Origin of the sequence: Collinsella sp. BA40 (genome assembly GCF_008014645.1) — a bacterium.
Classification (GTDB): Bacteria; Actinomycetota; Coriobacteriia; order Coriobacteriales; family Coriobacteriaceae; genus Collinsella.
Window position 1 is genome coordinate 1 of the sequence record NZ_VOWY01000010.1, and the last position, 13,275, is coordinate 13,275.

Annotated in this window: 10 protein-coding genes and 1 tRNA gene; 9 read left to right on the forward strand and 2 right to left on the reverse strand. The window is 62.6% G+C overall.

The window, feature by feature from the left end; genetic code table 11:
• The first annotated feature begins 291 nt into the window (after positions 1 to 291).
• Entirely contained in the window at positions 292 to 1,905 is a 1,614-nt protein-coding gene (locus E4J93_RS03930) for an S-layer homology domain-containing protein (protein WP_187231597.1), read from the forward strand.
• 144 nt (positions 1,906 to 2,049) lie between these two features.
• Here the strand turns inward: E4J93_RS03930 and E4J93_RS03935 are convergent, their stop codons facing one another.
• Both E4J93_RS03935 and E4J93_RS03940 read right to left on the reverse strand, forming a co-directional pair.
• Positions 2,050 to 3,543 carry an S-layer homology domain-containing protein gene (locus E4J93_RS03935; protein ID WP_147588182.1) on the reverse strand — a complete coding sequence of 498 codons (1,494 nt, stop codon included), beginning with the start codon at positions 3,541 to 3,543 and terminating at the stop codon, positions 2,050 to 2,052.
• A gap of 213 nt (positions 3,544 to 3,756) precedes the next feature.
• Positions 3,757 to 3,833: transfer RNA gene (locus E4J93_RS03940), tRNA-Arg, on the reverse strand.
• A gap of 228 nt (positions 3,834 to 4,061) precedes the next feature.
• Between E4J93_RS03940 and E4J93_RS03945 the strand changes: the two genes are divergently transcribed.
• The 8 genes from E4J93_RS03945 to E4J93_RS03980 all read left to right on the forward strand — a co-directional run bounded on the left by E4J93_RS03945 (position 4,062) and on the right by E4J93_RS03980 (position 13,192).
• A complete protein-coding gene (locus E4J93_RS03945; RefSeq protein WP_255431908.1) occupies positions 4,062 to 4,526 on the forward strand; it encodes a PTS sugar transporter subunit IIA in 465 nt (154 codons plus the stop codon).
• A gap of 236 nt (positions 4,527 to 4,762) precedes the next feature.
• Positions 4,763 to 5,026, forward strand: coding sequence for an HPr family phosphocarrier protein (locus E4J93_RS03950; RefSeq protein ID WP_147588184.1), 264 nt, complete (start codon positions 4,763 to 4,765; stop codon positions 5,024 to 5,026).
• Positions 5,027 to 5,153: 127 nt separating this feature from the next.
• Entirely contained in the window at positions 5,154 to 6,857 is a 1,704-nt protein-coding gene (gene ptsP / locus E4J93_RS03955) for a phosphoenolpyruvate--protein phosphotransferase (RefSeq protein WP_147588384.1), read from the forward strand.
• Between the two features lie 86 nt (positions 6,858 to 6,943).
• Entirely contained in the window at positions 6,944 to 7,876 is a 933-nt protein-coding gene (locus tag E4J93_RS03960; RefSeq protein WP_147588185.1) for a 1-phosphofructokinase family hexose kinase, read from the forward strand.
• 153 nt (positions 7,877 to 8,029) lie between these two features.
• Positions 8,030 to 9,466, forward strand: a complete 1,437-nt coding sequence (locus tag E4J93_RS03965; protein WP_147588186.1) for a CCA tRNA nucleotidyltransferase — start codon at positions 8,030 to 8,032, stop codon at positions 9,464 to 9,466.
• 124 nt (positions 9,467 to 9,590) lie between these two features.
• Entirely contained in the window at positions 9,591 to 11,246 is a 1,656-nt protein-coding gene (locus E4J93_RS03970) for an ABC transporter substrate-binding protein (RefSeq protein WP_255431909.1), read from the forward strand.
• Positions 11,247 to 11,316: 70 nt separating this feature from the next.
• Positions 11,317 to 12,315: an ABC transporter permease gene (locus E4J93_RS03975; RefSeq protein WP_147588187.1), complete on the forward strand. Its 999-nt coding sequence runs from the start codon at positions 11,317 to 11,319 to the stop codon at positions 12,313 to 12,315.
• The gene (locus tag E4J93_RS03980; RefSeq protein WP_147588188.1) at positions 12,308 to 13,192 is read left to right on the forward strand and encodes an ABC transporter permease; all 885 of its coding nucleotides are present in this window, start codon (positions 12,308 to 12,310) and stop codon (positions 13,190 to 13,192) included. Before E4J93_RS03975 ends, E4J93_RS03980 begins: the two co-directional genes overlap by 8 nt.
• Positions 13,193 to 13,275 lie beyond the last annotated feature (83 nt).

Below are 13,275 nucleotides of genomic sequence, written 5' to 3' on the forward strand. Positions count from 1 at the left end.
GATGGACCATGCTGAAAAACGAGGGCGGCCATGGTTGACAAAACCATAGAGACACCCCCCTTCTGTTCGGACGTAGCGCTGGCAGATGCATCCGCTGCGCCATCCTGTCCCGTATCCTGATGGAGTTTCGTTGCCCCGTCATTAACAATTGCAAATACCCCGTTGATCTTCGAGTCCGTGCAAACGTGGAGAAATGAGATAAGCTTACAGGTATACAGTTTCGTAGCGTCATCCATGGGAAGGGGAAGCATGCGTACGTGTTCTGTTCGCGCCCTGGTTTTTGCGGGAGCCATGGCATCTCTGGCTGCCGGCCTGATGGTGCCGGCGGGTGCCTTTGCACAGGCTGGCGAGTTTTCATCAAGTGGCACATCGTCGATTTGCCAGGCCTATGCCAAGGTAAAGCCATCCCTGTTAGAAGGATCATCCAAAACGTCAACGCTGGGATCGGGTATAGCGACTGAATATGCCGCTGCGGTGGATGAGGCCGCGCAGTCGTTTTCGGCTTCTGGCTTCAACCAGCCTTTCGCGCAGCCAAGGCGTGCGGTGGATTCGATTCCGCTTGTCGCGGGCTCTCCTCAGTCGGTAAAGATCAGTGATCCCGAAACGGTTTTAACCAAGTTTACGTTCTCCCTCTCGCGGCCCACCGTTATCAGCTTCTTTGGTTCTATCGATATTCAGGGAGGGCTGGCTACATTTTCGATCAATGACGTCCAGGGCCACGGTTGCGTGCTGGGCTCTGCGGAATTCGCATCGTCTTTGGGCTTGTCGCACATCTCGTTGCCTGCGGGTAGCTATACGATCGATGCGTTTACCTCGGCTGATAAACCAGGCCATTTCTCACTGGGCTACAACGTGGTCCAGGATTATGACACCTATGCCGACGGCCACGTATTCGAATTCGAATCAAACGGAAATGCCGCTGTTGCGACTCATCTTGATGCGCGTCGTCGCGGCTTTGGCTTCCTGTTCAACTACGCGCTCGCCAATACCCAGCACGCCCATCGGGACCTCGATTACTATGCGTTCACGCTTGTCCGTCCCAGCCATATCAAGCTCGAGCTCAACGGCCCCCAGAACACCATGCTCGCGCTCGAAGACCGGAACGGGAACGTATTGACGCAATCGCTCGACCAGAACGGCAAAAAGCTGCTCGCGCGGGTGGAAGATGTGGGGGAGCCGATCGAAAACCACCGTGCCGTAGCTCTTGATTGCGGTATGCTGCCTGCTGGAACGTATTACATCGGCGTGGTTACCGACGACTGGCGCGCCGGCGGCGAGTCCTACACGGTTGGCTACAGCGAGCAGGAGAGCCCTTTTATCGACGTCAACTGGAGCACGCCGCATGAGGCCCACATTCTGTGGCTGGCCCAGAACGGCGTAAGCAAGGGCTGGGATGTGCCCGGTGGTCGCGAGTTCCGCCCCTATGTCAACGTTGCCCGAGCCGATATGGCCGCCTTCCTGTACCGCCTCGTTGGCGAGCCCGCCTATACGCCCTCGAAGCAGGATATACAGAAATTCAGGGATGTTACCTGGAACACGCCGCATGCCAAGGAGATCTGGTGGCTCGCTTCCACCGGCATATCCGCTGGTTGGGATATGGGCGGCTACGCCGAGTTTCGCCCGTATGCCGAGGTTGCCCGAGCCGATATGGCTGCTTTCCTATTTCGCCTTGCCGGCAAGCCCGCCTTCTATCCCTCCTATGAGGAGCGGCAGGCTTTTAGCGATGTGAACAGCTACACGCCGCACGTGCGTGAGATTCTGTGGCTCGCTTCCACTGGCGTGTCGACGGGCTGGGACCTAGGTGGCGGTGTCAAGGAATTCCGTCCGTACGTCATCGTTACTCGCTGTGATATGGCGGCCTTCCTGCACCGTATGTCCGATTACGATTTACTTCCCGCGTGGTAGCCGGCCCTAGAGAACGATAGTTCCGCGTCGCATCTGATCGAAGCCGCGGCCGCTTGCACAGAAGCCCACCGTCCCATGGCCAGCGGGCTTCTGTGCTCGGCGTCCTTGTCGATTGCAGGGGGCGCGGGTTCCGCGTTGTTCCGTCTACCGTGGGAACACCCCGCCGAGATACGTGCTCAGCCTATGCAGGAACGCGGCCATATCCTGACGGGTGACGGGAGCGAGTCCGCGGAACGTGCCGTCGTGGAATCCCTCGGTGACGCCCGTGCCGGCAAGCCACCAGATTTCCCGGGCGTGAGGTGTCGCGGAAGTGACATCGGCGAAGCGGTGGACGTCGTCGGTACCTGGCGCGAAGCTCGGCGAGCCTGCGAGACGATAGAGGAAGGCCGCCATATCCTGGCGCGCTACCGTGTTCAATCCTCGATAGGTGCGATCGGTCCATCCCTGTGCGATGCCCTCCGAGCCCAGCCAGCAGATCTCTTTGAAATGCGGCGTCGCGGGCGTGATGTCGGCGAACCGCTCGAGGTCCGCCTTGCTGGGCGCGTAGGCGGGTTTCCCGGCGGTCCGGTAGAGCAGCGCCGCCATATCCTGGCGCGTAACGTTTGCCTCGCCGCGGAAAGATCCGTCGGGGAACCCCGTCGTGATGCCCTGTTTTTTCAGCCAACCGATGTCCTCGTGATGGGGCGTTGCAGGTGTGACGTCGTTGAAGCCATACAGGTTGAAGGGCGTGAACGCATTGATGTCAACGGAGCCCGAGATGCCGTCCACGACGCCCATATCGGTGTATTGCCACCCATGGAAGTCGGAAGCATACATCTTGAAATCAAACTCGAGCTCCGCGGCGTATTGCGCTACCCAGCTCGTCCGCTTCCATATAGCGGGGCTTTTCAGGGCGCCCTTCAGCAGGAGGCCTGCGTAGCTGTAGATGGAGACGTTTGCGAAGCCCGCTGTGTCCATGGCGTTGAAGTAGGCGTCCACGATAGCCTCGTAGGTCTTTGTGTCCGAGGGCGGCTTGTGGCCCGTCCAGGTCCAAGTTTCAAGGTCGTAATAAACGGGAAGCGTTGGTTTTGCGTCGTAGCGCTTGAGAAGCTCCGCCGTCCACCCGCCCTCTTTCGCGGCGAAGTCGGCATCGTAGGCGTAGCTGAAGAGGTAGACGCCGTAGGGCATGCCGATACGCTCGCATTCACGAAGGTTGCGCGCGAACGATGCGTCCTCGTTGCCGATGCCGTAACCGCAGCGCAGGATCGCGGCGTCCACGCCGGAGCGCTTGACGGCATCCCAGTCGATGGTCCGCTGGTGTTCGGATACATCGATCACCTTGACGGCGGGGGAGGCGAATACGCGTCCATTTCCGTCGATGAACGTTTTGCCTTCGGCGGTTTCCTTCCATTGGTGGTCGCGCCATCCACGAAAGGCGAGCGTCGCGGCGTCAGAGCCCATATGACCCAGCGGGTCGGGTTGATAGTTTTCGTTGGCCCAAGCTACGTATTCCTCGAATGAGGCGAGATGGACGTGGGCACTCGAGGTCTCGGACGCCTGCGCTGCCTTGGGCGCTGCCGCGATGGCGCCGAGGGCGCCGGCGCTTGCAAGCAGCGCGCGCCTCGATAGGGTAGTCGATGGATGCTCTTGATGTGTCACGGAAGTCTCCTTGAGAATAGGCTCCTTGTTCGAGTTCCGCGGCGCAGTGCGCGGCGAGGGTCTCGACTATTCGGGGTATTGTACTCGAAGATGCTCCATGGGCGACAGACGCCTCGGCACGCTCGCTTGGAAACGCTCGCGACCTCCCGGTCCGAATCCTGTACGAGCAAGAAAAACGCCCGAACCTGCACGTGATTCGGGCGTTTCAATCTCTGGTGCGCCGTATAGGATTCGAACCTACGGCCTTGGGATTAGAAGTCCCCTGCTCTATCCAGCTGAGCTAACGGCGCGTAGGTGTGATTATAGACGAAAGCGGGGCGTCGGGACAAAAACGAATCGATGGATGCGCCGAAGTGGCCGCCCGATATCCGAGCGTGCTATATTTTTTCAGTTCATAATCTTGGCGACGAAGTTTACGAGCAATGAATCGAGGGTCAGGCGTGGGGTTCTTTACGATGCATGACGGGCAGCGGCGCGGCGATGGGGCCGGGCCTTCGGAAGTGGAGGGGCAGTCTGCCGTGGCGCCTGCTTGCGAGTTCGTCAAGGCGCACCAGGTGATTTCCGCCGAGGGTTTGGCCACGCGCGATAACGCGCTCCTGCATCTTGCCCGCGTCGCCGTGGACCTGGGGTTGGCAACCGATGCCGACGAGCTCTATCGAGCGTTTATCGCGCGCGAGGTCGAGGGCGATACGGGCATGGTCGACGGGTTCGCGGTGCCTCATGCGAAAAGCCCATCGGTGTGCGAGGCTTCCGTTCTTATCCTGAAAGATCCCGTGGGCATCGAGGGCTGGGGCACCATGGACGACCTGCCCGTCACCGTGGCGATCGCCCTGCTCATCCCCGAGGTCAACGCCGGGACGTCGCATCTCATGGTGCTTTCCAAAGTGGCCGAAGCCCTTATGGACGATGCTTTTCGCGCTGCGATGAAGGCTGAGGACGAGCCCGAACTTGTAGCGGCGCTTGTCAACGATCGCCTGGCTTAAGCAGCCCGGTCCGGGTGCGGTGCTGCGGGTTTTCCTTAGGTGTTTCGGCGGCGCCATGCGGCCATTTGAATCTCACATGAATGCGCATAAGCTGGGAAAACGCTTCGAATGGCGATCGCGTTGCAGACTAATCCCGTGTTCTGCATGGTTTTTATCCCTGTATGCGGTAGAATAATTCCGTCTTATATCGTGCCCCATGGCATCGCGCCGCAAGGCATGTTGAAAAGGAGTCAGTTATGGTTTCTGAGAAGGCCACCCTCATCAATCCCCAGGGTCTGCACATGCGTCCCGCTGGTCTCTTCGCGTCCACCATGGGCAAGTTCGCCTGCGACGTGACCGTCGTCACCCCCGATAAGGAGGTCAACGGCAAGAGCCCCATGGCTCTCATGGCTGCTGGCATCCCCTGCGGCACCGAGGTCGAGGTTAAGTGCGACGGCGCCGACGAGGCCGAGGCTCTGGCCCAGGCTATCGAGCTCATCAAGAGCGGTCTCGGCGAGTAACTCGCCCGCGGGCTTGACCATTGAACAAGTAAGTTCATAGCAATGTACGCAGGCGTCTACGGTCGTGGACGCCTGCTTTTTGTAGCGGTTCGGTTCCCGCCGGGCCGCACGGAGAGAGGAAATGGGAATGTACCAGGGAGTCAACGCTTCTGAGGGCATCGGTATCGGCACCGTCATGGTGGCCGTCGATCCCGACCTGACTTTTGAACCCCATGAGGTCACCGATGTCGCTGCTGAGAAGGAGCGCTACCAGGCCGCGCTCGCCGTCTTCTGCGAGAAGACCCAGGCCCAGGCCGACCACATGAAGGTCGCCGTGGGCGAGGCCGAGGCCGAGATCATGGCCGGCCACATCGTGCTTGCGCAGGATCCGGGCATGACCGACGGCATCAACATGGCCATCGATGGTGGCACCTGCGCCGAGCAGGCCCTCGTGGACACCAGCACCATGTTCGAGAACATGTTCCTGTCCATGGATGACGAGATGTTCCGCCTGCGCGCCGCCGACATCGCCGACATCCGCACCGGCATCCTGGCCGAGCTGCTGGGCGTCGAGGTCGTCGACCTCTCCGTTCTTCCCGAGAACACCGTGGTCGTCGTTCATGACCTGACTCCGTCCATGACGGCTACCATCGACAAGGAGCACGTCGCCGGCATCGTTACCGAGACCGGTGGCCGTACCTCCCACTCCGCCATCATCGCCCGCGCCCTCGAGATTCCCGCAGTCCTCTCCGTTGCCAACAGCTGCTCTGCGCTGCGCAACGGCATGACCGCCATCGTCGACGGCTCCAAGGGCGTCGTCATCGCCGATCCCGATGAGGCCGTCCTTTCCGAGTACACGGCCAAGGCCGAGGAGTTCGCCGCCGAGAAGGCCGCCCTCGAGGCCTTCCGCGGCAAGGAGACCGTCACCGCCGACGGCATCAAGAAGATCCTCGCCTGCAACATCGGTAGCCCGGACGACGTGGCCAACGCACTCGACCACGATGCCGAGGCTATCGGCCTGTTCCGTTCCGAGTTCCTGTTCATGGATGCCACCGAGCTTCCTTCCGAGGAGGAGCAGTTCCAGGCCTACCGCAAGGTCGCTACCGCCCTCAAGGGCGCTCCGGTCATCATCCGTACGCTCGATGTGGGCGGCGACAAGGAGATCCCCTACCTCCATATGGAGAAGGAGGAGAACCCCTTCATGGGCTTCCGCGCCGTGCGCTACTGCCTCGAGAACGCCGACCAGTACAAGGTCCAGCTCCGCGCCCTGCTGCGCGCCGGCGCCTTCGGCGACGTCAAGATCATGATCCCGCTGGTCACCTGCGTCGAGGAGGTCCGTGCTGTCAAGGCGCTCGTCGAGGAGTGCAAGGCCGAGCTCGAGGCCGAGGGCATGAAGTACGACGAGAACATCGAGGTCGGCGTCATGATGGAGACCCCGGCTGCCTCCCTCATCGCCGATAAGCTCGCCGAGGAGGCCGACTTCTTCTCCATCGGCACCAACGACCTCATCGGCTACACCATGTGCGCCGACCGCGGTAACGACCACATCTCCAACCTCTACCAGGTGTACTACCCGTCGGTTCTGCGCTCGATCAAGAACATCATCGAGAGCGGTGTGAAGGCCGGCATCATGGTGGGCATGTGTGGCGAGGCTGCTGCCGATCCGCTGCTCGAGCCGCTGCTGATCTCGTTCGGCCTGGAGGAGTTCTCCATGTCCGCGCCGAGCATCCTGCGCGCTCGTAAGACCATCTCCCAGTGGAGCAAGGCCGACTGCGACGCGCTTGCCGAGCGTGCTCTGTCCTGCTCGACGGCCGAGGAGGTCAAGGCGATTCTCGAGGAGGCCGCTCGCTAGGGCGCCGCTTCGATTCATGTGATTTTAGGAACGTGCCGTTGACGGCGAATCGCTTGGAATCGGCCCGTTCTAAAAAAGGGGGCTATATGTTTTACACTCTGACCGCAAATCCTGCAGTCGATATGACCGTTTCTTGCAACGGCCTGGTTCCGGGCGAGAACGTCCGTTCTGGCTCTGCGAACTACACGCCGAACGGCAAGGGCCTGGACGTGTCTTACGCGTTCAAGAAGTTCGGCGTCGACTCCGTCGCCCTGGGCTTCTTCGCCGGCTTCACCGGTAAGTTCATCGTCGAGGAGACCATGAACATGGGTTGCCTGTGCCGACCGGTGTGGGTCGACGGTATCACGCGCATCTGCGCCTACATCAACGACGGTGAGAACGAGTACGGCGTCCTCAATCCCGGTGCGCCCATCACCCCGCAGCACGAGCAGGAGCTCTTCAAGATCCTGGACACCGCCGGCAACCTCGATTGCCTCGTCGTGTCCGGCTCCGTGCCGCCGCGCGCGTCTAAGGACTTCCTGGACAAGGTTATGGATCACGCTCAGGCCCGTGGCGCCGACGTCGTGCTGGACCTGTCCAGCAACAAGCTGAAGGAGCTGGCTGTTAAGAAGCCGCTGCTCATCAAGCCGAACCATCATGAGATGCGCGAGATCTTCGGCGTGACCATCGATACCGATGACGATGCTCGTCGCGCGCTCGCCATGGCCCACGAGATCGGCATCCAGAATGTCCTGCTCACCATGGGTAGCCGCGGCTCCGCGTACTTCTCCAACGGCGAGGATATCTGGTACGCCCAGCGCCAGTTCAACATCAAGCTCGTCTCCTCTGTATGCGCCGGCGACTCCACGCTCGCAGCGTTCCTGCACAAGTGGTACGACGACCGCGACAACGTCGAGGAGGCGCTCAAGCTCGCGCTTGCCACCGGTGCCAACGTCGCCGAAAGCGTCGGCCTGGGCGATTTCGCCAATGTCGAGGAGTACAGCAAGCGCATCGCCGTTCGCAAGCTTCCGCGTCTGTAAAGGCTGTATACGATACGGTTCCTGTAGCCGTATCCGCGCCGTTAGAGTTTGCATGGGCCGTCGGGTATCCGGCGGCCCATTTTCTTTGCCCTCGCCTGGTGTGCGAGGCTCGCGCTGGGCGGCTATACTAAACCAACTACTAAAGGAGTTGGTATGGCTGTGAACGCGTATCGTTCTGATAATTCGTGCTCGCTGGAGGGCGTGGTCCCGTCTGCCGCCTCGCTGCGCGTGCTTCGCGCGCTCGAGAGCGCCGGGCTTGAGGCCTGGTATGTGGGTGGCTGGGTGCGCGATGCCATCATGGGTGTACCGAGTCACGATGTCGATATGTGCTGCTCGGGCTCCTGGGAGGAATCGGAGCGCGCCCTTCTGTCCGCCGATATCGATGTCGTTCGCAGCGGCATCAAGTTCGGCGGCATCACGGCCGTTGTCGAAGGCGAGCGCATCGAGGTCACGACGTATCGGTTGGACGGGTTCTACACCGACGGCCGCCATCCGGATGAGGTGGTGCGTGCCGGCACCATTTCCGAGGATCTTGCGCGTCGTGATTTCACCGTGAATGCCATGGCCTGGCATCCCGAGCGCGGCGTGCTCGACCTCTTCGATGGTCGCGGTGATATTCAGGCTCGTGTTATTCGCGCCGTCGGTGAGCCCGCCGTGCGTTTTCGCGAAGACGCCCTGCGCATGCTGCGCGCCGTGCGGTTTGCCTGCCGTCTCGATTTTGCTATAGAGCCCGCCACGTGCGCCGCGCTCGCCGAATGCGCACCCTTGTTGGATGCCGTCGCCAACGAGCGCGTCGGCATAGAGATGTGCGGTATCCTCGCCACACGTCACGGTGGCGACGCCATGCTGCGCTATCCGGAGCTGATATGCGCCGCGATCCCCGAGTTGGCCGCGGCTCGCGATTTCGATCAGTGCAGCCCCTACCATGCCTTCTCGGTCTACGAGCATATCGCCCGCGCCCTCACGGTCGCCGGCGAGCTTTCCCGCTTCCGCATAGATGGCGGCGACCCCGATAGCGAAGCATCGCTTTCGCTTATGTGGGCGGCGTGCCTGCACGATGTTGGTAAGCCTGCGTGCTTTACGCAGGATGCGGGCGGTCGCGGTCACTTCTACGGGCATCCGGAGGAGGGGGCGAAGATGGCGCGGTCCATCATGCGTCGTCTGGGCCTGAGCGACATGCTGGTTCGCGACGCCTGCACGCTCATACGCTATCACGATATGCCGGTAGAGCCCGAGCGCACGAGCTTGCTTCACGCTATGCAGTTGTTCGATCGCGCGGGGTGCGATGTCGCTCGTCTTATGGGCGAGCTGTTCGACCTCAAGCGCGCCGATACCCTGGGCAAAGCTCCCTCGTGTTTCTATTACGTCGAAGAAATCGAGCGCATGCGCGAGATGGTGCGCGAGCTGGTAGCCAATGGCGACGCCTATAGCGTGAAGATGCTCGCCATCGGCGGACGCGATCTTATCGATGCCGGCGTTCGTCCGGGTCCGCGCCTGGGCGAGCTACTCGAGCGCGCCCTGCAAGCCGTTATGGACGGGCGGGTGCGTAACGAAGCGCAGCCGCTTCTGGCGTACCTCGGCCTCGCGTAGGGCGCCGTCGCCTCTTTACATATATCGCTACCATGTGTTATTGCCTGCACGTATGAAGCGGGGTAGCATCGTTCACACCGTGCGTAGCACGAATGAATGAACTCGTAACACGATTGGAGCGCATATGTCGTCCACTCTTTCCCGTCCCGTGCCGCGTCGTGCGGTTTTCGGTCTTATGGCTGGTGCCTGCGGCATGGCGGCACTTGGTTCCCTCGAGGGCTGCGCCGGGCGCGATGATGCGCAGGGCGCCGGCTCGGCCGCCCCGATCGACTCAAAGAAGACGGTGACGGTGGCCATGAACGCCAGCTGCGAGCCGGCCGCCGGCTTCGACCCCCTGGTTGCCTGGGGTTGCGGCGAGCACGTGCATGAACCGCTTATCCAGTCCACGCTCGTGACCACCGATGACGAGATGAACATCACCGGAGACCTCGCTCGATCGTTCGTATGCTCCGCAGATGGCATGGTGTGGACGTTCGACTTGCGAGACGACGTCGTGTTCTCGAACGGCGAGCCGCTGCGCGCCCAGGACGTGGCGTTCACGGTTAACGCGGTGGCTCACGGCGATACGTCCGAGGCGGACCTTTCCATGGTGAGGGAGGCGGTCGCTACCGGCGACCATACCGTCGAGCTTCATCTCACCAAGCCGTATAACGCGTTGCTTTATACGCTCGCCGTGCTGGGCATCGTCCCCGAGGCGTCGTACGGCGAGGGCTATGGAGCCAGCCCTATTGGGTCTGGGCGCTACGTGCTGGAGCAGTGGGACAAAGGCCAGCAGGTGATCTTCGCGGCAAATCCGCGCTACTACGGACCCGCGCCTTCGATGGAGCGCGTCGTCGTCGTATTCATGGAGGAGGATGCGGCGCTGGCCGCCGTGCGCTCCGGTCAGGTCGACGTGGCCTTTACCTACCCGACGCACTCGGACCAGACGGTCGACGGCTACGAGCTCGTGGCGTACCGCACCGTCGACTCGCGCGGTATCTCGCTCCCCACCGTTCCCGCCGGCGGGACCAAGGTGCTCGAAGGCGATATCGCCTACGCCATGGGCAACGACGTGACCTGCGATGTCGCCGTTCGCCGTGCCATCAATATGGGCATCGATCGCCAGGCGATCATCGATCATGTGCTCAACGGCTACGGTCGCGTGGCATACAGCGTGGGTGACGGCATGCCGTGGTCGAGCGAGGACATGGCTGTCGAGTTCGACCGCGATGGGGCGCGTGCGCTTCTGGACGAGGCGGGTTGGAAGCTGGATGACGACGGCGTCCGCTGGAAGGACGGCGTCCGCGCGGCTTTCGACGTGTGGTACTCCTCCGATGATTCCTCTCGACAGGCTATGGTCAACGAGTTGTGCCAGCAACTGCACGAGCTTGGTATCGACGCCGCGCCGCGCGGCAGCAGCTGGGACGAGATCTACCTGCACCAGTTCGAGAGCCCCGTGCTGTGGGGCTGGGGTTCCAATGCTCCCGTGGAGGTGTACGAGCTGCATTACTCCACGGGCTGGGGCAACTACCCGTGCTACGAGAACGCGATGGTCGATGCCTACCTTGACGAGGCGCTGGCCCAGACCGACCTGGAGGCGTCGTATCCGTATTGGAAGAAGGCCATGTGGGATGGCGAGGAGGGCGTGGCGCCGCAGGGCGCTTCGACGTGGTGCTGGATGGCCAACGTCGATCATCTGTACTGGAAGCGCGATGGGCTGGACGTTGCCGGTCAAAAGCCGCATCCGCACGGCCACGGCTGGTCGCTCGTGAACAACGTCGACGCGTGGGCGTGGAAGTAGCAGCTGCGTGCCGCTTTCCGGAAGGACTGCATCCGGAAAGCGGCGCCTTCGTCTGAAAGGGTGGGACGGCATGAGGCATGTGCCCCGTCTGCCATGGTGGCTCCGGCTGCCGCTCCGCTTCGTGGCGCTCCTGGGCGCTGTGAGCATCATCACGTTCGTTTTGGTTGGGCTTTCGCCTATCGATCCCGTGCAGGCCAACGTGGGGCAAGCAGCCTATCTCGCCATGAGCGCCCAGAAACGCGCTGCGCTGGCCGAGTATTGGGGTGCGGGCCGGCCCGTGCTCGAGAGGTTCGGCAGCTGGCTTGCCGGGGCGCTGCGAGGCGACTTCGGATACAGTCTGCGGTTCAACGCGCCCGTAGTAACGGTGGTGGGGGAGCGTCTGGCTTCCTCGGGAGCCTTGCTCGCGGTCGCATGGCTGCTTTCGGGTGCCCTCGGGTTCGCGCTGGGGCTGGTCGCCGGCGCGCGGCGGGGTACCGCGGTGGATCGCGTCATCAAGGCCGTCTGCTACGCGCTCACGGCTACACCGGCGTTTTGGCTGGGCCTGCTGTTTCTGATGGTCTTCGCCGTGGGGTTGGGGTGGTTCCCCATCGGGTTCGCGGCCCCTATCGGCATGGCGGCCCGGGACGTGGACGCGTTGAGCCGCCTGCATCACCTTGTGTTGCCCGCGATCGTGCTCTCGCTCACGGGGATCGCACCCGTGGCCTTGCATACCCGCGAGAAGTGCATCGACGCGCTTCAAAGCGATTATATGCGCTTCGCCGCGAGCCGCGGCGAGGGCGAGGGGAGCGCCCTGTTCCGCCATGGGTTGCGAAACATCGCCCTGCCCGCCATCACGCTGCATCTGGCGTCCATCGGCGAGCTGTTCGGCGGTTCGATTCTGGTCGAGCAGGTGTTCTCGTATCCCGGGCTCGGACAGGCGGCCGTGACGGCCGGCCTGGGCGGCGATGCGCCGCTGTTGGTGGGGATAGCGCTGGCGTCGGCGATGCTGGTCTTCGCTGCAAATGCGCTCGCAGACGGCCTGGCGTTGCTTCTCGACCCCCGTATGCGCAAGGAGGTGCGCCATGCCTGATCCCGATACCGCGGTATGCGACCGCACGGTCATCTATCATCGTCCGCGCCGCGCGTGCACCGGGTCGCGGAGGCGCCTGCTGCTAGCGGGGCTGTGCGTCTCGGCGGTTCTGCTCCTCGCCGTGGGGGCTGCCGGCGCGCTGTGCGGCGACGCCGCTGTGACGGTCGATTTCCTCCATAAGAGCCAGGCACCCTCGTTGGCCCATCCGTTCGGCACCGACTGGATGGGCCGCGACATGCTGGCGCGGACCTGCGCCGGACTCGGCGTCTCCCTCGGTTTGGGGCTCGTATCGGCGCTCGTTTCGTCGGTTATCGCGTTTATCCTGGCGGCGCTGGCTGCCGTGGGCGGTCCGGCTGTTGACGCGGCCGTGGAGTGGCTCATCGACGTCGTCATGAGCGCGCCCCATATCGTGCTGCTCATCTTGGTCTCCTATGCGCTTGGCCGCGGTGCGCTGGGCGTGCTGGTGGGCATCTCGCTTACCCACTGGCCGAGTCTGGCGCGCGTCTTGCGCGCCGAGATGATGCAGGTGCGCGCCGAGCCGTTTCTCGCATGCTCGCGAGCGCTCGGCACGGGCCGCATGCGCCTTGTTCTCAACCATGTGGTGCCGGCGGTGCTGCCCCAGTACATCGTGGGGCTCGCGCTCATGTTCCCCCATGCCATCCTGCACGAGGCCTCCATCACCTTTCTGGGTTTCGGCCTGTCGCCCGAGCAGCCCGCCATCGGCGTGATCCTGTCCGAGGCCATGTCCTATCTGTCGAGCGGGTCGTGGTGGCTCGCCGTGTTTCCCGGCGCGGCGTTGGTCATCGTCGTGCTGTTGTTCGACGGCATGGGGGCGTGCCTGCGCAGCCTTGCGAGCGGAGCGGAGGTGCAGCGATGAGGGTGGGGGAAGACGCTTTCGTGGCGCATGGCCCGCATGGTTCCGAGCAGTTTCATCACCATCACAGTCATGCGGCTGCGTCG